The following is a 19,689-nucleotide window of genomic DNA, read 5'->3' on the forward strand; positions in this document are numbered from 1 at the left end:
GATCGGCTGGCTGAGCCTGTGCAAGGCGACGGCGTCCGGCTTGCCCCGCGCAAACCGCACGCCGTTTGCTCTCCGGCGCAGCCTAGCGCTGCCCGAAACTGGCATCAATGAACAGGTCCTTGTACTCGCGCGGCTGCGAGCGCCAGTATTGCTTCGGCGCATGCACCTGCGCGCCAAGCTTGGCCGCCGCATGCCATGCCCAGCGCGGATCGTAGAGCATGGCGCGCGCCAGCGACACCGCATCGGCTTCGCCGTTGGCGATGATGGCTTCCGCCTGCTCGGGCTCGGTGATGAGCCCCACCGCGATGGTCGGCAAGCCCACCTCCGCCTTGACCCGCTGCGCGTAAGGCACCTGGTAGCCCGGCCCCAGCTTGATCGCCTGCAACGGTGAAACGCCGCCGGTGGTCACATGGATGGCCGCGCAACCACGTGCCTTGAGCGCATTCGACAGCGCGATCGTGCCTTCGATATCCCACCCGCCAGGCACCCAGTCGGTAGCCGAGATGCGAGCCCACACCGGCTTGTCCGCGGGAAAAGCCGCGCGCACGGCGTCGAACACCTCGATCGGGAACCGCATGCGGTTCTCCAGGCTGCCGCCGTACTCGTCATCGCGCTTGTTCGCCAGCGGCGACAGGAACTGATGCAGCAGGTAGCCATGCGCCATGTGGAGCTCGATGCCATCGAGCCCCAGGCGGGCCGCGCGCCTGGCCGCGGCAACGAAATCGTCCCGCACCTTGTCCATGCCCGCGCGATCGAGCGCCAACGGCGCATCCTCGCCCTCGGCGTGCGGCACGGCGGACGGCGCCAGGGTCTTCCAGCCCAGCGGCTGGTCCGGGCGGATCTGGCTGCCGCCCTCCCAGGGTGCGTGGCTCGATGCCTTGCGCCCGGCATGCGCCAGCTGTATCGCCAGCGCAATCGGCGAATGCGCCCTGATGGCCTTGATCACCTTGCCGAGCGCCGCCTCGTTCGCATCCGAGTACAAACCGAGATCCCCCGGCGTAATGCGCCCCTCCGGCGACACGGCCGACGCCTCGATGATCAGCATCGCGGCGCCTGACAGCGCGAGCTGGCCGAGGTGGATCATGTGCCAGTCGGCGGCCGAGCCTTCCTCGGCCGAGTACTGGCACATGGGCGCGATCACGATGCGGTTTTCCAGCCGTAGATTGCCAATCGAAAAGGGTTGGAACAACTGACTATCACTCATGGGGGAGACTCCTTGCTGTCTGTGGCACCGGCTTGCGGCGGGCATGGCATGTCATTCTAGAGCGCCTGGGGTTTTTGCGTCGTCGCGCCATGACGGCCCTTTTCAGCAACGCCGTTGCGGCCCGGATGGACGGCGTGCATGCCGTGATGAACAAGGGGAGCAGCGCGGGCGCCTGGAACTGCCGGTGCCGCGCAAGTGGACAGGACGCCCCGCCGTTGCGGCGGGGCGGGCGACGATCAGCCCTGGCTGGCGGCCACCAGTTGCGGCCTGGACTGGCCGCCCGTGACCTGGCCGATCGCGGCGAGCACGTCCGCAATCTCCGGCACCACGCCACGTGCGCCAACGGAGACGGACTGCCCGGGCGTGTTGATGCCGAAGTGCTGGCTGTCGGTGACCGTAAACAGCATCACCGACGGCTTGCCCAGCGCATCCGCCAGATGCACGAAGCCGGTATCGGTGCCAACCACGAGCGCGGCGGCATCCACCCGTTGCGCGCATTCGGTAATGGTCATGCGCGGCAGGACCTCGGCACCGGGGATCTCCGCTGCCAGGGCTTCGGATTGCTCGCGCTCCGCGGGCGAGCCCCAGGGCAACTGGATCCGGTAGCCGCGCTCGGTGAGCGTCCTGCCGACCGAGATCCAGCGCTGCGCGGGCCATTTCTTGGCCTCGACGGACGTCGCGTGGAACAGCATCGCGCGCGGCACGCCATCGGCATTGAGCGGTGCCGCGGGCGCGGGCACGCGCAGCGCGTAATGCTCAACGGGATCCAGCGGATAGCCAAGCGCGTTTGCCACCACCATGCGCATCTTGTGGCGTGCGGTAGCGTCGCCATGCGGCCCGAAGATCTGCGTGTAGGCAAACACGGCGCGCGCCTCGCCAAGGTACTCGGCGGCGTAGCCCAGGCGCCGGCTGGAGCGCGCCAGCCAGGCCACGATGGCGCTCTTATACACGCCGTGCACATCCACCACCACATCGTACTTCTCGCGGCGCAAGGCCCACAGCGCGCCGATGATGGCACGCAGGTCGGCCCAGTTGCGGGATTTCTTGAAGCCGCGCAGCGGCGGCGCGATCACGCGATCCACGCCCACGGCCCAGCGCGGAATATCGGCACACGACGCATCGGCCACCCAGTCGATCTTGGCCTCGGGATAGGCGCGCCGCAGGTCGGACACCAACGGCAGCGTGTGCACCATATCGCCCAAAGAGGTGATCTTGATGAGGAGAATGCGTTTCATGGAAATGGAAAATCGAGTTGCGGACGGTTCTCGCTGGCTGGCAGCGAGGCCGTAGTATGCACCAGCCCCATGGGCGGCGCACCAATTTGCAAGCCCTGCGACGGCCCCGCATGGGGTTCGCGCGGCACCCGGCGCCCGCCAGCGGCATGCCGCGCTCGCCTTTGACTCAGCTGGCCCCGCTCGCCCCTTTTCCGGCCGACTCAGGCCCAGGCCCCAGGGCCAGCCACCACCGTGGCAAAGCGATCATGCAGCGCCGCCAGCGAGTGACGATGGATTTCCGCCGCCGAGAGCGGCGCCCCGCCCAGCGGGTCAGGCAGGTCGCGCGTGGCGCAGGCCGATGCCACCACCGTGCTGCGATAGCCATGATCGAGCGCTGAGCGCACCGTGGCGCTGATGCACATATGCGTCTGGAAGCCCGCCACGATCAATTCCTTGCGCCCTAGCTTGTCCAGCATGGCGGCCAGTGTGGTACCGGCAAAGCTGTTGGGCAGGCCCTTGACCACGGTATGCTCGCCGCCAAGCGGCTCCAGCCCTTGGATGATGCCCGCATATGGGCCCTCGGGATCGAAGGCGCCGCCGCTGCCGGCCCGCCCGTGATGCACCACGTGCACCACCGGGCTGCCATGGCGGCGCGCCAGCGCCAGGAGCTCGCCGCAGGCCGCGATGGCAGCGGGCATGCCCACCAGCGGCAGCTTGCCGTCGACATACTCGCGCTGGTGGTCGATCAGCACCAGCGTGGCTGCCTCCCACGCCGAAGGCAGACGGCTGGCGCCGGCGAGGTCGAGCAGGGTAAAGGGTGTGGTCATCATGGCTCCTTTTGCTTGTGTGTCAGGTGTTGGAAACAGCGTGGGGATACGCGGGCAGGGGCAGGCACGACAAGGGCGACTACCATGCAAGCGATGATAAGCCGCGTTATTCTGTTCGCCAATTCTCAACGCGCTCACATCCATTGTGCAAAAACGTTCACTCCACTGGGATGACCTGCTCACCCTGTCCACGCTGATCCGCACCGGCAACTACTCGGCCTGCGCCCGCGAGCTTGAGGTCACGCACGCGACGGCGATCCGCCGCATCCGGCGGCTGGAGACGGCGCTCGGCAAGCCCGTGGCAACACGCACCGATGGCGCGTTCGCGCTCTCGGCGGCCGGCCGCTCGGCGCTGGCCGCCGCGCAGCAGATGGAGAGTTCGGCGCAGCGCTTGCTGCGCGAAGTGGAGGACACCGGCAGCGGCGTCTCCGGCGTGGTCAGCATCGCCTGCACCGCCGCGCTCGGCAGCCACTTCCTGACACCACGCATGTTCGGGCTCTATCGCGCGCACCCGCAACTCGAGGTCAGGCTGGAAACGGACAACCGCATCGCCAGCCTGGCGCGGCGCCGCGCCCACATCGCGGTGCGGCTGGCGCGGCCGCAGGAAAGCGACGCCATCGCGCAGCGCGCGGGCAGCATGGGCTTTGGCCTGTATGCGCCGGTACGGCCCGACAACGCCGGCCCATGGCGCGAGCAGGATCTCGCCGGCGCGCCATTGTGTGGCCTGCTGGACGAAGGCCTGGCGTTGCCGGAATCCGAATGGACGCGCACGCTGGCGGCACGCACGGGATTCCAGTCGAACAACCTGCTGGCAGTGCGCGAGGCCATTCGCAACGGCTTGGGCATCGGCCTGCTGCCGCACTACCTGGCGCGGGACGATGCCCGGCTGGCGCTGGTGCGCGAGGTGCCGGAGGTGGTACGGGAAATCTGGCTGGCCTATCCGCAGGAGTTTCGCGGCGCTTCCCGGTTCCGGCCCGTGATCGACTGGCTGGCCGGGGAACTGCGGCAATGCCCGTGAGCCACGGAAACGGTTGAAAACGCGGGGGCAGGCAGTATAGTTGCCTGAAGCATGCCCGCCCTCCACGGGCTCGCGCACGGTGCCGTCGGCAGGCCGCCACCGGCCACCAACGGCACGGGGAGCTTCGCCATGGATCGGAATTCACCGGCAACGCTGGACGCAGGCGCACTCGGGCTGGGCGAATCCGTCGTCATGGGCGTAGCGGGCACGGCGCCCGCCTTCAGCCTGGCAGCCACCACCGCCACCCTGGTCGCGACGGTGGGAAGCCTGGCGCCGGCCAGCCTGCTGTATTGCGGCCTGATCATGTTCGGCGTGACGCTGTCCTACCAGCAACTCAACCGGCTGCAGCCCAGCGCGGGCGCCTGCTACACCTGGGTCTGCGAGATATTTCATCCGGTGCTCGGCTTTTTCGCGGGCTGGACGCTGTTGGTGGCCTCGGCGGTGTTCATGGTGTCCGGCACCATTCCGGCCGCCACCGCCACCCTGCTCCTGTTCGACCCGGCGCTGGCGGAGCGCCCGCCCGTGGTGACCCTGGTCGCCGCAGGCTGGCTGCTGGCGGTAAGCGTGGTCGTGGTCAAGGGAGTCAAGCTGACCAGCTACACCCAGGTGGCGATGACGCTGGTCGAGGTCGGGGTGCTGGCCGCGATCGTGCTCGCTGCCCTGCTGCGCGCGCCGCTGCCGCTTGCCCACCCGCTCTCGCTGGCCATGCTGTCGCCATTTCGCTTTACTCCGCAGCTGTTTGCCAATGGGGCGCTGGTGGCGTTGTTCTTCTTCTGGGGCTGGGACGTGACGGCGAACCTGACCGAGGAAACGCGCGATCCGGCGCATGCGCCCGGGCGCGGCGCATTGATGGCGATGGTCATCGTGCTGGCACTGTTCATGGCCTTCGTCATCGCCAGCCAGGCCCTGCTGAGTGACCAGGAGATCCGTCGAGCCGGCACCAACGTGGTGTTTGCGCTCGCCGCGCGGCTGTTCCCGCGCCCGTGGGACTACCTGGCCGTGCTGGCCGTCATGCTCAGCACCGTGGGCACGCTGGAAACCTCGATCCTGCAGTTCACCCGCACGCTCTACGCCAAAGGCCGCGATGGCCTGCTGCACCCGCGCTATGCCGAGCTGCACCGCACCTGGCGCACGCCGTGGGTGGCCACCGCGGTGATCGCCTCGTTCGGCTTGCTGCTGCTGGCGTTGTCCGCTTGCTTCAACAGCGTGGGCCAGATCATCCAGGACTCGGTCAACGCCATCGGCTTCCAGGTGGCGTTTTACTACGGGCTAGCCGGCTTCGCCTGTGCCTGGCACTGCCGGCGTGGTGCCGTCCGCGCGCCCGGCAGGCTGTTGCTGCTGGTGCTTTGGCCCGCTTGCAGCGCGGCGTTCCTGTGGTTCATCGGGCTGTACAGCATCCCCAGCTTCGACCTGGCCACGCGTGTGGTGGCCCTGGGCGGCATCGCGGTTGGCGCGGTGCCGCTCTGGCTCAGCCGGCGCCGGCGGCTCGCCACGCGTGGAGCACTCGGGGCCCCGGGCCCGTGACACGCTCCCGGGCCGCCTAGGCGGATACCGATGCCGTCAACAGGTCCGCCGCCGCCTCGATACGCTGCGGCGCGCCGAACAGCCGCGCAACCACCAGCCCGCTTTGCAGCGCGCCAAACACGGCTTGCGCGAGCGCCTGCGGCGGGATCGGCAAGGCCTTGTGCTGCACAGCCTGCGCGGTTTCCAGCAGGCGCGTGAGCCAGGCCTCGTGCAGGCGGTAGAAATCCTTGAGGATGCGATGCACCGCTTCCGGCAGGAACACGGCGTCCGTGGACAGCATGCCCACCAGGCAGATGACGTCGCCGCCCGCGGTGGCTAGCCAGGGCGCGAGGTAAGCGCGAGCCTGCTCGTCCACCGGCAGGCTGGTGTCGATGCCGCGCACGCGCTCCGAGTTGCGGGCGCTGTACTCCGTCACCGCCGCCTGCACCAGGTCCTCCTTGGAGGGGAAGTGGTAATGGATGCTGGAGGTCTTGACGCCTACCCGCTCGGCAAGGTCCCGATAACTGAATCCATTGAACCCCCGCTGCCGCACCAGCACCAGGGTGTGCTCCAGCAGTTGATCGCGTACGGACGGAGTCGTCATGGCATGCATCCACCTTTCGGCAGACCCTCGAGGCGCCGGCAATGGCAAAGAGCCGGGGTTACCGGCTCTTTGCATGTATCACCGCATTCATTGGATTACCGATGGATTCACAACGTGTTCAAGCGTCGCGCGTGGCTCAGGCGTTGGCGCCTTCCGTGAACACATCGAACTTGCCGGTACGGGCACCGTCGGTATAGGCGTCCACGCTGCGAGCCGGGCTGGCCGACACGCCACTACGATCCAGGCCGGCAACAACGCGGGCACCATCCGTGTACGGATCAGCCTTGCCAACGCGTGCGCCTTCGGTGAACGGGTCGAACTTGCCGCTGCGCGCGCCATCGGTATAAGCGTCAACGCTGCGGGCCGGGCTGGCCGACACGCCGCTACGATCCAGGCCGGCCACGATGCGGGCACCGTCCGTGTACGGGTCAGCCTTGCCAACACGTGCGCCTTCGGTGAACGGGTCGAACTTGCCGCTGCGCGCGCCGTCGGTGAAGGCGTCGGGCGTGGTGGTGCGGAACACGTAGCCGTACTTGTCACCCGAGAACGTGCTGTCCTTCGGGCCCGAAGCCTGGGCGGTGCCGGCAACGAACGCGGCAGCCAGGGCGGCGGCGGTGATCAGGCTCTTGGCGAAGAGGTTCGAGGTCATGATGTTCTCCATTTCCATTTGAGGACCCGCGCTTGGGCGGAATCGAATCGGTACGCTTTGGAACCCTTCGCTTCTCTTGCCAGTTATCTACCAGTAGATAGATAAGCCAGCCAAAAAAAACGGGGATTCCCCGGGTGATGCGCTGGATCCTCTTTCCTGCTTCAGCTTTCTTGCTGGGGCGGAGCAGCGGCTTCCATGTCGTGAATATTATCTACTGGTAGATAGATAGTCAAGGGAATTTTGGGAAGATTGCCATTGTCGATAACGCATCACAAACCCCGAAAGAAAAAGACGGTGGCGCGAGGCCACCGTCCGTTACGCCATCAAGGATGACGCTTACCGCACCTTCCCTTCCTTCCACGCCTGCAACAACTTGTCATAGGCGATGGTCTCGCCCTTCGGCTTCTCGTTGGCCAGCTTCTTCCAGGGCGCGTGGTCGTCGGACAGCCACTTGGCGGGATCGCTCTTGGGGTTGAGCTTGGGCGCGCAGTTCGTCATGCCGGCGCGTTGCAGCCGCCCCATCACCTGGTCCATTTCCTCGGCCAGGTTGTCCATCGCGGCCTGCGGCGTCTTCTCGCCGGTCACAGCGGTCGCCACGTTCTTCCACCACAGCTGGGCCAGCTTGGGGTAGTCGGGCACGTTGGTGCCGGTGGGCGTCCAGGCCACCCGCGCCGGGCTGCGATAGAACTCGATCAGGCCGCCGTACTGGGCCGCGTTCTTGGTAAGGTACTCATGATGAATGTCGCTGTCGCGGATAAAGGTCAGGCCGGTGAGCGACTTCTTCAGCGATACCGTCTTGGACGTCACGAACTGCGCATAGAGCCAGGCCGCCGCGAGGCGGTTGGGATCGGTGTTCTTGAAGAAGGTCCAGGAGCCCACGTCCTGGTAGCCGTTCTGCATGCCCTGCTTCCAGTACGGGCCATAAGGCGACGGCGCCATGCGCCACTTGGGACTGCCGTCGGCATTGACCACCGGCAAGCCCTTCTTGGTCATGTCAGCGGTAAAGGCGGTGTACCAGAACACCTGCTGCGCGATCTGCCCTTGCGCCGGGACCGGACCGGCTTCCGAGAAGGTCATGCCCATGGCTTGCGGCGGCGCGTATTTCTTCATCCAGTCGATGTACTTGGTGAGCGCATAGACCGCCGCCGGGCTGTTGGCGGCACCGCCGCGCGCAACCGACGCGCCCTCCGGCGTGCACTTGTCGGCGCCAACGCGGATGCCCCATTCGTCGACCGGCATGCCGTTGGGCAGGCCCTTGTCGGCGGCGCCGGCCATCGACAGCCAGGCATCGGTAAAGCGCCAGCCGAGCGACGGGTCCTTCTTGCCGTAATCCATATGGCCGTAGACCTTCTTGCCGTCGAGCTCCTTGACATCGTTGGAGAAGAAGTTAGCGATGTCTTCGTAGGCCGACCAGTTGGTGGGCACGCCCAGGTCATAGCCGTACTTGGCCTTGAACTTGTCCTGCAGGTCCTTGCGCGCGAACCAGTCGGCACGGAACCAGTACAGGTTGGCGAACTGCTGGTCGGGCAACTGGTAGAGCTTGCCGTCCGGCGCGGTGGTGAACTTGGTGCCGATGAAGTCCTTCACGTCCAGCCCCGGATTGGTCCACTCCTTGCCGGCGCCGCTCATATAGTCAGACAGCGGCAGGATGGCGCCATAGCGGTAGTGCGTGCCGATCAGGTCGGAGTCGGAGATCCAGCCGTCATAGATCGACTTGCCCGACTGCATCGAGGTCTGCAGTTTTTCCACCACGTCGCCTTCCTGGATGATGTCGTGGTTGACCTTGATGCCGGTAATCTCCTCGAACGCCTTGGCCAGCGTCTTGGATTCGTATTCGTGGGTGGTGAGGGTCTCGGACACCACGCTGATCTGCGTCACGCCCTTGGCCTTGAGCTTGGCGGCAGCGTCCATGAACCACTTCATTTCTGCGAGCTGCTTGTCCTTGGCGAGCGACGACGGCTGGAACTCGCTGTCGACCCACTTCTTGGCCTCGGCCTCGCCTGCCCAAGCGGCGTGGCCGCAAGCGAGCGCCGCTGCGCAGGCCAGCGCCGTCATGCCCAATTTCACGTGCACCTTCATTGACGTCTCCTCGAGAATCCCCCTCCCTGCTCTTTGTCTGGGTCGCGGTCCGGGGAAGGTGCAGGCCGCTATGCCCATTGACGAAAAATCCGTCGCTTATTCTTGTCGGCTCAGTTGCGCGATCCGCATGCCGCTCAGCCTTTGCGCATCACCAGGCCCAGCGCAAGCATGGACAGCACCAGGCTGATCCAGATCGAAGGTTCCTCCGCCAGCGAGAACCACGCCATCATCTTCTCGCCCAGGCCCACCCACGCGAGGTTGATCCAGGCCGCGCACATCAGGCCGATAAACAGGCGATCGCCTCGGGTGGTGGCGATGGGCAGGAAGCCCTTGCGCTCCATGGTAGGGGCGCGCGTCTCCCACATCGTCATGCCAACCAGCATCACCGCGATGCTGATGAAGAACACGGCCACCGGGGTGGTCCATACCATCCAGCTGAACATGGCATCCTCTCCTTACACGCGGCCCATCGCGAAGCCTTTCGCGATGTAGTGCCGCACAAACCAGATCACGATGCCGCCGGGCACGATGGTGAGCACGCCGGCCGCAGCCAGCACGCCCCAGTCCATGCCGGAGGCCGACACTGTGCGCGTCATGGTGGCAACGATCGGCTTGGCGTTGACCGAGGTCAACGTGCGCGCAAGCAGCAGCTCCACCCAGCTGAACATGAAGCAGAAGAAAGCGGCCACGCCCACGCCGGCCTTGATCAGCGGCAGGAAGATGGTGATGAAAAAGCGCGGAAAGGAGTAGCCATCCACATACGCCGTCTCGTCGATTTCGCGCGGCACGCCGGACATGAAGCCCTCCAGGATCCACACCGCCAGCGGCACATTGAACACCAGGTGCGCCAGCGCCACGCCAAGATGCGTGTCCATCAGGCCGATGGTCGTGTAGAGCTGGAAGAATGGCAGCAGGAACACTGCCGGCGGCGTCATGCGATTGGTCAGCAGCCAGAAGAAGACGTGCTTGTCGCCGATAAACCGGTAGCGCGAGAAAGCATAGGCCGCGGGCAACGCCACTGTGATCGAGATCACCGTGTTCATCGCCACGTAAATCATCGAGTTGATGTAGCCCGAGTACCAGGACGGATCGGTGAAAATGGTCTTGTAGTGCTCCAGCGTGAAATCGTTTGGCCACAGCGACAGCGTGGAAACAATCTCCTCGTTGGACTTGAACGACATGTTCAGCATCCAGTAGATCGGCAGGATGGCGAAGACCAGGTACACCACCAGGAAGACGGCACGCCAGTATGTGGCGCTTTGCTTGGCATCACGTTTGGCTTCACGCATTGGGCATGTCCTCGCTGCCGGCGGTGCCCGCGCGCTGCATCCAGTTGTAGAGAATGAAACACATGAGCAGGATGATCAGGAAGTAGACGATCGAGAATGCCGCGGCCGGGCCCAGGTCGAACTGGCCCACGGCCTTCTGCGTGAGGTATTGCGACAGGAACGTGGTCGCGTTGCCAGGCCCGCCGCCGGTCAGCACGAAGGGCTCGGTGTAGATCATGAAGCTGTCCATGAAGCGCAGCAGCACCGCGATCATCAGCACGCCACGCAGCTTGGGCAACTGGATGTAGCGGAACACCGCCAGGCGCGAGGCGCCGTCGATCTGCGCGGCCTGGTAGTACGCGTCGGGAATCGCGCGCAAGCCCGCGTAGCACAGCAGCGCCACCAGCGGCGTCCAGTGCCACACGTCCATCACCAGCACCGTGAACCAGGCGTCCACCGCGCTGCCGGTGTAGTTGTAGGCAAAGCCCATGCCGGCAAGCGCCGCGCCCAGCAAGCCGATATCGGTGCGCCCGAAGATCTGCCAGATCGTGCCCACGACGTTCCATGGAATCAGCAGCGACAGCGCGATCACCACCAGCACCGCCGACGCCTTCACCCCCTTGGCCGGCATCGACAGCGCCAGCAGGATGCCCAGCGGGATCTCCACCGCCAGCACCGCCAGCGAAAAGCCAAGCTGACGCAGCAGCGCGTCGTGCAGCTCGCCATCGCGCAGCACGGTGCGGAACCATTCGGTGCCGACGAACACGCGCCGATCGGGCGAGATGATGTCCTGCACGGAGTAATTGACGATGGTCATCAGCGGCAGGATGGCGGAGAACGCCACGCACAGGACCACCGGGATGACCAGCAGCCAGGCCTTCTGGTTGACGGGCTTCAGCGTGCTCATGCCACCAGCTCCTCGTTGACGTAGTAACAGGTATGACGGTTGAACACGGATAGCCACACGGTCTCGCCCGCCTGCAGCGCCGCGCCCTCGTTGCCGAGCCGGCCGCGCACGGTGGCAGCGTGGCCGCTGGCATCCTGCACGGTGGCGGTGACGAGCCAGTAGGTGCCAATGTCCTGCGCGCGCTCCACGCGTGCGGGCACGGCCTGCGGATCGGTGCTTGCGGCCAGGCGCAGGTACTCGGGGCGCACGCCGACCTTGAAGCTGCCGGCCGCCTGCAAAGCCGTGGCGACGGTCGGCGCGAATTCCGGCATATAGCGCCGCCCGGCAATTTCGATGGCGCCATCGCGCCATGCCCCTGCCAGGAAGTTCATGCCCGGCGAACCGATGAAGTTGCCAACGAAGGTATGCGCCGGGCGCTCGAACAGCGCATCGGCCGGCCCCACCTGCACTGCCCGGCCGCGCGACATCACCACCACCTGGTCGGCAAAGGTGAGCGCCTCGGTCTGGTCATGCGTGACATAAATCAGCGTCAGCCGGAACTCGTGGTGAATCTCCTTGAGCTTGCGGCGCAACTGCCATTTCAGGTGCGGATCGATCACGGTCAGCGGCTCGTCGAACAGGATGGCCGACACGTCCTGGCGCACCAGGCCCCGCCCGAGCGAGATCTTCTGCTTGGCGTCGGCCGCCAGGCCGCTGGCGCGCCGGTCCAGCGATGCGGACAGGTCCAGCATCTCGGCCACGCGGCCCACGCGCTCCTTCACCTGGGCCGCGGGCACGCCGCGGTTACGCAGCGGGAAGGCCAGGTTTTCGCCCACCGTCATGGTGTCGTAGATCACCGGGAACTGGAACACCTGGGCGATGTTGCGCGCCTGCGGCGTAGCTGCGGTCACGTCGCGGCCATCGAAGGAGACGGTGCCGTGCGATGGCCGCTGCAAGCCGGAAATGCAATTGAGCAAGGTGGTCTTGCCGCAGCCGGAGGGCCCGAGCAAGGCGTAGGCGCCGCCGTCATTGAACGTGAACTTCAGCGGCAGCAGCGCGTAGTCCTCATCCGCTTGCGGATCGGGACGGTATGAATGGGACAGGTCGAGGTCGATGCGTGTCATCTCAGGCTCCCAGCTCGGCAGTGGCGGGAGCGACCTTCAACGGCCGGCTGGGCGCGTGAATGCGCATGCCGTCGGCGTCGAACAGGTAGAGCTGCGCGGGATCCAGGTGCAGCGTGAGCGGCGCGCCCAGTTCCAGGTCGACCACCCCCGGAAACTGCGCCACCAGGTTGCCGACCGGGGAATCCATGTGCACGAAGGTGTCCGACCCGGACAGCTCGGCCAGCGCCACCCGGCCCGCCACCGGCACCGAGCCGGGCACGGCGTCCAGGCGCAGCGCACCGGCCCGCACCCCGACCGTTACCGTGCCGCCTTGTTCCACTGCCCCGGGCAAGGGGACCACGACGCCGCCGGGCAACGTGACCGCGCCGGCCAGCAGGCTGCCGGCCATCAGGTTCATGGGGGGATCGCTGAAAGCACGCGCCACGCGCAGCGAGGCGGGATAGTGGAAGACCTCTGGCGTGGGCCCGTACTGCAACAGCTCGCCGGCATCCAGCACCGCGGTATAGCCGCCCAGCAACAGCGCTTCGGCCGGCTCCGTGGTGGCATAGATCACGGTGGCATTGCCATGCGCGAAGAGCTGGGTCAGTTCCTCGCGCAGCTCTTCGCGCAGCTTGTAGTCGAGGTTGACCAGGGGCTCGTCGAGCAACATCAGCGGCGCGCCCTTGGCCAGTGCGCGAGCCAGCGCCACGCGCTGCTGCTGCCCGCCGGAGAGTTCGGCGGGGAAGCGTTCGAGCAGGTGCTCGATATGCAGGCGGGTGGCGAGCGCCCTCACCTGTCCATCGATATCCTTGGAACGCCGCAGTTTGAGCGGCGAAGCAATATTGTCGAAGACGGTCATCGACGGGTAGTTGATGAACTGCTGGTAGACCATCGAGACGTTGCGCTCGCGCACCGGCATGCCGGTCACGTCGATGCCGTCCACCTCGACACGGCCGGCACTAGGCCGGTCCAACCCCGCCATGACCCGCATCAGCGAAGTCTTGCCGGCCTGGGTGGCACCTAGCAGGATGGTCACCGCGCCCGGCACGGGCGTCAGCGACATGGGATATAGATACGCCTGCGAGCCTGCTTGCTGGGCGATGCCTTCCAATCTGAGCTGCATCGAGTCTCCGATTCCGAATGCCACATACATCACATATAACGCAATGATGCAAACGCACAAATCCTTGCTTCCCGCTCGTTTTAGATCAAAAACGAAAATAAAACAATCATGCACTGCATCATTTGTTTTCGTTTGTGTTTGAACTAGAATGCCGGCATGACGCTAAATCCACGCCAGACCGCCCTGCTGGAAGAAGTTCGCAGCCAGGGCTTCGCTTCCATCGACGAACTTGCCCGCAAGTTCGGGGTGACCCTGCAGACCGTGCGCCGGGACGTCAACCTGCTGGCTGAAGGCGGCATGCTGGCGCGCTTTCACGGCGGCGTGCGGGTGGAGGGCTCCACGGTGGAGAACATCGCCTATCGGCAGCGCCAGGGGCTCAATGCCGAGGGCAAGGCCCGCATTGCGCGCGCAGTGGCCAGCGCCGTGCCCGAGGGTTGCTCACTGATCCTGAATATCGGCACCACGGTCGAGGAAATCGCGCGCGAGCTCATGCATCACCGCGGCCTGCGCGTGATCACCAACAACCTGAACGTGGCGAGCATCCTGGCCGACAACCCCGATTGCGAAGTGATCGTCGCCGGCGGCGTGCTGCGCTCGCGCGACCGTGGCATCGTGGGCGAGGCCACGGTGGAGTTCATCAGCCAGTTCAAGGTGGATATCGGCCTGATCGGCATCTCGGGCATTGAGGCCGACGGCACGCTGCGCGATTACGATTTTCGCGAAGTGAAGGTGGCACGGACCATCATCGAGCATTCGCGCGAAGTCTGGCTGGCGGCGGACGCCAGCAAGTTCAACCGGCAGGCCATGGTGGAACTGGCGCACGTCTCGGAGATCGACCGGCTCTTCACCGATGAGCCGTTGAAGCCGCCGTTCGAGAGCATGCTGGAAGAAAGCGGAGTGCGCTGTGTGGTCGCGCAGGCCTGAGTGTGGCCAGCCACGGCGCCGGCTCCCCTGCGGGCGAGGCGGTGCCGGCGCGGCTGGCGCCGGGCACCTTGTGAAGGGCTTGCTTGGTGGCTTGCCGGAGGCCTTACTTGAAGACGACCGTCTTGTGGCCGTTGAGCAGGATGCGGTGCTCGGCATGCCATTTGACGGCACGCGCCAGCGCCACGCATTCCACGTCACGCCCCACCGCGGTGAGCTGCTCGGGATCCATGCTATGGTCCACGCGCTCGATTTCCTGCTCGATGATCGGGCCTTCGTCCAGCGCCGCGGTCACGTAGTGGGCGGTCGCGCCGATCAGCTTCACGCCACGGTCGTGCGCCTGATAGTAAGGCTTGGCGCCCTTGAAGCTGGGCAGGAACGAGTGATGGATATTGATGGCGCGGCCTGCCAGCTTGCGGCACAGGTCGTCGGACAGCACCTGCATGTAGCGCGCCAGCACCACCAGGTCGATGTTCTGCTCGCGCACGATCTCGAACACCTTGTTCTCCTGCGCGGCCTTCTGCTCAGCCGAGGCGTTCATCATCGGCAGGTGGAAGAAGGGGATATCGTACGACGCGGCAAGCTGGTAGAAATCGCGGTGGTTCGACACGATGGCGGCGATCTCCACCGGCAGGCCGCTGGCCTTGGCGCGGAACAGCAGATCGTTCAGGCAATGGCCGATCTTCGACACCATGATCATCACGCGCGGCTTGACGCTGGCATCGAACAGGTCCCACTGCATGGCGAACTGATCGCCGATCGGCGCGAACGCGGTCTTCAGCGTGGCCAGGTCCGGGCCGCCGGCGGCCGGGGTGAAATGCACCCGCATGAAGAAGCGGCCGGTGAACTCGTCGCCGTACTGGTCGGAATCGACGATATTGCAGCCGTGCTGGAACAGCAGGCCCGAGACGGCATGGACGATGCCCGGCTGATCCGGGCAGGAAATGGTGAGAATGAATCCGGTATTGCTCATCGTGTGTGGTTTTGTCTAGTGCGCGCCGATCAAGGGCGGGGAATGCCGGGGGCGCTCCAGCCACGGCGATTGAGCGCATCCAGCGTCACCAGGGTCGCGTCGACCGTCATGGCGCCATCCGCCATGATAGCAAGCAATGCCTCCGGCTCGATACGGCGGTGCTCGGCCACCTCCCCATCGCGGTTATGCGGCACGAAATCCGGCGGCAGCAACAGGTCGTACACGTACACGGCCTCCCACTGCACGCCCTCGGGAATTTCGCGCAGCACTTCGATCACGCCATGCGCCTCGGCGCGCTGCGCCAGCACGGGCGCAATGCCTGACTCCTCGTCGCACTCGCGCACCAGCGTGGCAAGCGGATCACTGCCGTGCGGCATGCCGCCAGCCACCAGGTTGTCCCACATGCCGGGGTCGACCGCCTTGGCGGCGCTGCGCCGTGAAATCCACAGCGCGCGCGCGCCGGCAATGACGCCGTTCATGTGCGAGGCAAAGGTCAGCAGCCCGAGAAAGCGCGCGGCCGCGCGCTCTATCACCGCGAAGGCCGGCGCCGCAAGTTCCGGCGTGACGGCGAACAGCTCGTCGCGCCAGCCGCGCACATGGCCGGCATCCGCCAGCCAGTGCGCAAGCACCTTCAGCGCCGCGCTGCGCGTGCAGGCATCGCCGCAGCCCGGCAGCAGCGCCACGCTGCCATCGCGCGGCTCGCCCAGCACGCCCGGCACCGTATCCTGCGCGCGCAGGATCTGCGCATGCGCGCGCGGCAGCCAGCCCACCTGGCGCCCCGCCACGGTCAGCCGCAAATGCGCGCCGGCATCGAAACGGCTGCGCGCCGCCAGCGAGGCGGCAATGCGGGACACGACGGGGTTCTGGCTGGCGCTATCGGGCAACGTATCGGACATGAAGGATCCCGGCGGCCGGCAAGGCGCGCCTGCAATAGATAAAGCAATGGTTAATGTAGTGGTAACAGCAGCCAATCCAGGACAAGACGCATGAAGCAAACCCAGCCTTCGGGCCTGCCGCAATTCGTGCTGGCGCTCGACCAGGGCACCAGCAGCTCGCGCGCGATCCTGTTCGATCACGCCGGCAACGTGGCGCGGGTCGCGCAGCGCGAATTCCGCCAATATTACCCGCACCCCGGCCACGTCGAGCACGATCCCTACGAGATCTGGCAGTCGCAGCTGGCGGTGGCACACGAGGTGCTGAACGACGCCGGCGTCGCGGCCAGCCAGGTGAGCGCCATCGGCATCACCAACCAGCGCGAGACCACCGTGCTGTGGGACCGCCAGACCGGTGAGCCCATCGGCCGCGCGCTGGTCTGGCAGGACCGCCGCACCGCGCCGATGTGCGAGGCGCTGCAGGCCGACGGCCACGGCGAGCTGTTCCGCGACAAGACCGGCCTGATCATCGACGCCTACTTCTCCGGCACCAAGCTGCGCTGGATGCTCGACAACACCGAGGGCGCGCGCGAACGCGCGGCGCGCGGCGAGCTGGCGTTCGGCACGGTCGACAGCTGGCTGATCTGGCAGCTGACGGACGGCAAGCGCCATGTCACCGATGTCTCCAACGCGTCGCGCACGATGCTGTTCAACATCCACACCTTCCAGTGGGATGATGACCTGCTCGACCTGCTGGACATCCCGCGCAGCTTGTTGCCCGAGGTGGTGCCCTCCAGCGGCGAGGTGGCGCGCACGGCGTTGCGGCTGTTCGGCGCGGAAATCCCCATTGCCGGCATCGCCGGGGACCAGCAGGCCGCCACCTACGGCCAGGCCTGCCTGTCCCCGGGCATGGCCAAGAATACCTACGGCACGGGCTGCTTCCTGCTGATGAACACGGGATCGCAGCCGGTCACTTCGCACAATCGCCTGCTCACCACCATTGGCTGGCAACTGGGCGGCACCACGCCGCCCGCCAGCCGCACGCAGTATTGCCTGGAAGGCGGCGTGTTCATGGGCGGCGCCACCATCCAGTGGCTGCGCGACGGGCTGCAGATCATCAACAGCGCGCCCGAGGTGGAGCCGCTGGCGCGCCAGTGCGACGACACCGAAGGCGTGGTGCTGGTGCCGGCCTTTGCCGGCCTGGGCGCGCCGCACTGGGATCCGTTCGCGCGCGGCACGCTGGTCGGCCTGACCCGCGGCACCGGACGAGCGCACATTGCCCGCGCCGCGCTGGAGTCGATCGCGCTGCAGAGCGTGGACGTGCTGGACGCCATGCAGAAGGATGCCGGCATCTCGCTGGCCGAACTGCGTGTGGACGGTGGCGCATCGCGCAGCGACCTGCTGATGCAGATGCAGGCCGACCTGCTTGGCACGGCCGTGGTTCGCCCGCGCGTGACCGAGACCACCGCGCTTGGCGCGGCCTACCTGGCGGGACTGGCCACCGGCTACTGGAGCGGCGAGGACGAGATCGCCAGCCAGTGGCAGGTGGAGCATCGCTTCGAGCCCAACCTTAGCGCCGACGCGCGCGCGTACCGGCTCTGGCGCTGGCATCGCGCGGTTGAGCGCGCACGCGACTGGGCGCGGGAAGATGGCGCGCCTGCGCACCCGACAAACTGAACGCGAGCAGAGCGCACGAGCCACACAAGGCCAGTACAAAAGTACGGACCAGCAGCACCGCGACACGCATTCGCACCAAACAAGGAATCATGCAGACACTGCACACCCCCATCCTGCCGCCCGACCGCGCCACCCTGCTCGCCACCCTCGAGCGCGAGCCGAAGTGGGATGTCATCGTCATCGGCGGCGGCGCCACCGGCCTGGGCACGGCGGTGGATGCCGCCTCGCGCGGCTACCGCACGCTGCTGGTGGAGGCCGCCGACTTCGCCAAGGGCACCTCCAGCAAGGCCACCAAGCTGGTTCACGGCGGCGTGCGCTACCTCGCGCAGGGCAATATCAGCCTGGTGCGCGAGGCGCTGCATGAGCGTGGCCTGCTGGCCCGCAACGCGCCGCACCTGGTGTGGCCGCTTGGCTTCGTGGTGCCGGCCTACCAGTTGTTCGACCAGCCCTTCTACGGCATCGGCCTGAAGCTATACGACATGCTGGCCGGCGGCCTCAACCTGTCCGGCAGCCGCTGGCTCAACCACCGCGAAACCCTGGCGGCGGCGCCGACCCTGGCCGAGCACGTGGGCGGGCGGCCCCTGCGCGGCGGCAACCTGTATTTCGACGGGCAGTTCGACGATGCCCGCCTGGCCATCGCCCTGATGCGCACGCTGTTCGACGTGGGCGGCACGGCCATCAACTACCTGCGCGTGAGCGGGCTGTCGCAGCGCAACGGGGTAATCGACGGCGTCACCGTGAAGGACGTGCTGGGCGACGCCAGCTTCGACCTGAAGGCGTCCTGCGTGATCAACGCCACCGGCGTGTGGGTCGATGCCGTGCGCCAGATGGAAGACGGCCAGGCCCGCAGCATGGTGGCCCCCAGCCAGGGCGTGCACCTGACCTTGCCGCGCAGCTTCCTGCCCGGCGACCGTGCCATCCTGATCCCCAAGACCGATGACGGCCGTGTGCTCTTCGTCGTGCCCTGGAACGGCCACACCATCATCGGCACCACCGATACGCCGCGCAAGGACCTGCCGCTGGAGCCTCGCGCGGGCGCCGACGATGTCGACTTCATCCTGGAAACCGCCACGCGCTACCTGTCGCGCGCGCCAACCCGCGCCGACGTGACCAGCGTCTGGGCAGGCCTGCGCCCACTGGTCAAGGCCACCGGCGAAGCCTCCACCGCCTCGCTCTCGCGCGAGCACACCATCCTGGTGTCCAAGGCCGGCCTGATCACCGTCACCGGCGGCAAGTGGACCACCTACCGCAAGATGGCCGAGGACGTGGTAGGCACGGCCATCCAGCGCCAGATGCTGCCGGCCGCGCCCTGCGTGACGGCGGATCTGCCGCTGCACGGCGCGCAAGGCTTGCCCGCTAACCTGCCCGCGCCCGGCAGCGGCTCGCCGGACCGTTACTACGGCAACGAGGTCGGCATGCTGCACACGCTGCCCGGCAACGACGAAATGCTGATGCCCGGCGCCGGGTTGACCGCCGCCCATGTGCGCTTTGCCGCGCGCTTCGAACTGGCTCGGCGAGTCGAGGACGTGCTGGCGCGCCGCAATCGCGCCTTGTTCCTGGAAGCCAGCGCCGCGAGCGCGGCAGCGCCGCGGGTGGCCGAGATCCTGGCCGAGGAGCATGGGCACGACGCCGCCTGGCAAGCGTCCGAGGTAGCCAGCTTCCGGGAGCTTGCAAGCGGCTATATGCTGGCCTGACCCCCGGTGCAGGGATGCCACCTGGCCTCGCATCCCGCTGGAAATACGCCAGCCAGGACCTGGGCCACCTCATC

18 protein-coding genes are annotated in these 19,689 nt (G+C 66.6%); 5 read left to right on the forward strand and 13 right to left on the reverse strand.

Going from position 1 to position 19,689, the window contains the following annotated elements:
- Nucleotides 1-82: 82 nt before the first annotated feature.
- The 3 genes from F7R26_RS12840 to F7R26_RS12850 all read right to left on the reverse strand — a co-directional run bounded on the left by F7R26_RS12840 (nt 83) and on the right by F7R26_RS12850 (nt 3,245).
- The gene (locus F7R26_RS12840) at nt 83-1,204 is read right to left on the reverse strand and encodes an NADH:flavin oxidoreductase/NADH oxidase (RefSeq protein WP_150983221.1); all 1,122 of its coding nucleotides are present in this window, start codon (nt 1,202-1,204) and stop codon (nt 83-85) included.
- Nucleotides 1,205-1,440: 236 nt separating this feature from the next.
- The gene (waaC, locus tag F7R26_RS12845) at nt 1,441-2,439 is read right to left on the reverse strand and encodes a lipopolysaccharide heptosyltransferase I (RefSeq protein ID WP_150983220.1); all 999 of its coding nucleotides are present in this window, start codon (nt 2,437-2,439) and stop codon (nt 1,441-1,443) included.
- 200 nt (nt 2,440-2,639) lie between these two features.
- Nucleotides 2,640-3,245: a cysteine hydrolase family protein gene (locus tag F7R26_RS12850; protein ID WP_150983351.1), complete on the reverse strand. Its 606-nt coding sequence runs from the start codon at nt 3,243-3,245 to the stop codon at nt 2,640-2,642.
- Nucleotides 3,246-3,390: 145 nt separating this feature from the next.
- Between F7R26_RS12850 and F7R26_RS12855 the strand changes: the two genes are divergently transcribed.
- Both F7R26_RS12855 and F7R26_RS12860 read left to right on the forward strand, forming a co-directional pair.
- A complete protein-coding gene (locus F7R26_RS12855) occupies nt 3,391-4,263 on the forward strand; it encodes a LysR family transcriptional regulator (RefSeq protein ID WP_150983219.1) in 873 nt (290 codons plus the stop codon).
- Nucleotides 4,264-4,392: 129 nt separating this feature from the next.
- Entirely contained in the window at nt 4,393-5,787 is a 1,395-nt protein-coding gene (locus tag F7R26_RS12860; protein WP_150983218.1) for an APC family permease, read from the forward strand.
- A 16-nt stretch (nt 5,788-5,803) separates the two neighbouring features.
- Here the strand turns inward: F7R26_RS12860 and F7R26_RS12865 are convergent, their stop codons facing one another.
- From F7R26_RS12865 to F7R26_RS12900, 8 genes are all read right to left on the reverse strand, one after another.
- A complete protein-coding gene (locus F7R26_RS12865; protein ID WP_150983217.1) occupies nt 5,804-6,370 on the reverse strand; it encodes a TetR/AcrR family transcriptional regulator in 567 nt (188 codons plus the stop codon).
- A gap of 136 nt (nt 6,371-6,506) precedes the next feature.
- Nucleotides 6,507-7,019, reverse strand: a complete 513-nt coding sequence (locus F7R26_RS12870; protein ID WP_170301718.1) for a copper resistance protein CopQ — start codon at nt 7,017-7,019, stop codon at nt 6,507-6,509.
- 336 nt (nt 7,020-7,355) lie between these two features.
- Nucleotides 7,356-9,086, reverse strand: a complete 1,731-nt coding sequence (locus F7R26_RS12875) for an ABC transporter substrate-binding protein (RefSeq protein WP_150983350.1) — start codon at nt 9,084-9,086, stop codon at nt 7,356-7,358.
- Nucleotides 9,087-9,232: 146 nt separating this feature from the next.
- Complete coding sequence (locus tag F7R26_RS12880; RefSeq protein WP_150983215.1) at nt 9,233-9,541, reverse strand: DUF2160 domain-containing protein; 309 nt, start codon at nt 9,539-9,541, stop codon at nt 9,233-9,235.
- A 12-nt stretch (nt 9,542-9,553) separates the two neighbouring features.
- Complete coding sequence (locus tag F7R26_RS12885) at nt 9,554-10,387, reverse strand: carbohydrate ABC transporter permease (RefSeq protein ID WP_150983214.1); 834 nt, start codon at nt 10,385-10,387, stop codon at nt 9,554-9,556.
- Nucleotides 10,380-11,273, reverse strand: coding sequence for a carbohydrate ABC transporter permease (locus F7R26_RS12890; protein WP_170301717.1), 894 nt, complete (start codon nt 11,271-11,273; stop codon nt 10,380-10,382). Before F7R26_RS12890 ends, F7R26_RS12885 begins: the two co-directional genes overlap by 8 nt.
- Nucleotides 11,270-12,376 (reverse strand): ABC transporter ATP-binding protein, encoded by a 1,107-nt coding sequence (locus F7R26_RS12895; protein ID WP_150983213.1) that lies wholly within the window; start codon nt 12,374-12,376, stop codon nt 11,270-11,272. The genes F7R26_RS12890 and F7R26_RS12895 overlap by 4 nt, the downstream gene beginning before the upstream one ends.
- 1 nt (nt 12,377) lies before the next feature.
- On the reverse strand, nt 12,378-13,478 hold the full coding sequence (locus tag F7R26_RS12900; protein WP_150983212.1) for an ABC transporter ATP-binding protein: 1,101 nt from the start codon (nt 13,476-13,478) through the stop codon (nt 12,378-12,380).
- A gap of 156 nt (nt 13,479-13,634) precedes the next feature.
- Here F7R26_RS12900 and F7R26_RS12905 point away from each other — a divergent pair, with 156 nt between their 5' ends.
- The gene (locus F7R26_RS12905) at nt 13,635-14,402 is read left to right on the forward strand and encodes a DeoR/GlpR family DNA-binding transcription regulator (RefSeq protein ID WP_150983211.1); all 768 of its coding nucleotides are present in this window, start codon (nt 13,635-13,637) and stop codon (nt 14,400-14,402) included.
- Nucleotides 14,403-14,505: 103 nt separating this feature from the next.
- On the opposite strand, the gene purU is transcribed toward F7R26_RS12905, so the two are convergent.
- Nucleotides 14,506-15,372 (reverse strand): formyltetrahydrofolate deformylase, encoded by an 867-nt coding sequence (gene purU, locus F7R26_RS12910; RefSeq protein ID WP_043347737.1) that lies wholly within the window; start codon nt 15,370-15,372, stop codon nt 14,506-14,508.
- Nucleotides 15,373-15,401: 29 nt separating this feature from the next.
- Nucleotides 15,402-16,268: an NUDIX hydrolase gene (locus F7R26_RS12915; RefSeq protein WP_150983210.1), complete on the reverse strand. Its 867-nt coding sequence runs from the start codon at nt 16,266-16,268 to the stop codon at nt 15,402-15,404.
- A 90-nt stretch (nt 16,269-16,358) separates the two neighbouring features.
- On the opposite strand from F7R26_RS12915, the gene glpK reads away from it, so the two are divergent.
- Nucleotides 16,359-17,921, forward strand: a complete 1,563-nt coding sequence (gene glpK / locus F7R26_RS12920; RefSeq protein WP_150983209.1) for a glycerol kinase GlpK — start codon at nt 16,359-16,361, stop codon at nt 17,919-17,921.
- Between the two features lie 89 nt (nt 17,922-18,010).
- Complete coding sequence (locus tag F7R26_RS12925) at nt 18,011-19,615, forward strand: glycerol-3-phosphate dehydrogenase/oxidase (protein WP_150983208.1); 1,605 nt, start codon at nt 18,011-18,013, stop codon at nt 19,613-19,615.
- The last annotated feature ends 74 nt before the right edge of the window (nt 19,616-19,689 follow it).

The organism is Cupriavidus basilensis (genome assembly GCF_008801925.2).
GTDB lineage: Bacteria > Pseudomonadota > Gammaproteobacteria > Burkholderiales > Burkholderiaceae > Cupriavidus > Cupriavidus basilensis.

Coding starts and splice junctions, on each gene's coding strand:
- F7R26_RS12840 (WP_150983221.1), bottom strand. CDS start 1,204: ATGAGTGATAGTCAGTTGTTCCAACCCTTTTCGATTGGCAATCTACGG.
- waaC (WP_150983220.1), bottom strand. CDS start 2,439: ATGAAACGCATTCTCCTCATCAAGATCACCTCTTTGGGCGATATGGTG.
- F7R26_RS12850 (WP_150983351.1), bottom strand. CDS start 3,245: ATGACCACACCCTTTACCCTGCTCGACCTCGCCGGCGCCAGCCGTCTG.
- F7R26_RS12860 (WP_150983218.1), top strand. CDS start 4,393: ATGGATCGGAATTCACCGGCAACGCTGGACGCAGGCGCACTCGGGCTG.
- F7R26_RS12865 (WP_150983217.1), bottom strand. CDS start 6,370: ATGACGACTCCGTCCGTACGCGATCAACTGCTGGAGCACACCCTGGTG.
- F7R26_RS12870 (WP_170301718.1), bottom strand. CDS start 7,019: ATGACCTCGAACCTCTTCGCCAAGAGCCTGATCACCGCCGCCGCCCTG.
- F7R26_RS12880 (WP_150983215.1), bottom strand. CDS start 9,541: ATGTTCAGCTGGATGGTATGGACCACCCCGGTGGCCGTGTTCTTCATC.
- F7R26_RS12885 (WP_150983214.1), bottom strand. CDS start 10,387: ATGCGTGAAGCCAAACGTGATGCCAAGCAAAGCGCCACATACTGGCGT.
- F7R26_RS12890 (WP_170301717.1), bottom strand. CDS start 11,273: ATGAGCACGCTGAAGCCCGTCAACCAGAAGGCCTGGCTGCTGGTCATC.
- F7R26_RS12895 (WP_150983213.1), bottom strand. CDS start 12,376: ATGACACGCATCGACCTCGACCTGTCCCATTCATACCGTCCCGATCCG.
- F7R26_RS12900 (WP_150983212.1), bottom strand. CDS start 13,478: ATGCAGCTCAGATTGGAAGGCATCGCCCAGCAAGCAGGCTCGCAGGCG.
- F7R26_RS12905 (WP_150983211.1), top strand. CDS start 13,635: ATGACGCTAAATCCACGCCAGACCGCCCTGCTGGAAGAAGTTCGCAGC.
- purU (WP_043347737.1), bottom strand. CDS start 15,372: ATGAGCAATACCGGATTCATTCTCACCATTTCCTGCCCGGATCAGCCG.
- F7R26_RS12915 (WP_150983210.1), bottom strand. CDS start 16,268: ATGTCCGATACGTTGCCCGATAGCGCCAGCCAGAACCCCGTCGTGTCC.
- glpK (WP_150983209.1), top strand. CDS start 16,359: ATGAAGCAAACCCAGCCTTCGGGCCTGCCGCAATTCGTGCTGGCGCTC.
- F7R26_RS12925 (WP_150983208.1), top strand. CDS start 18,011: ATGCAGACACTGCACACCCCCATCCTGCCGCCCGACCGCGCCACCCTG.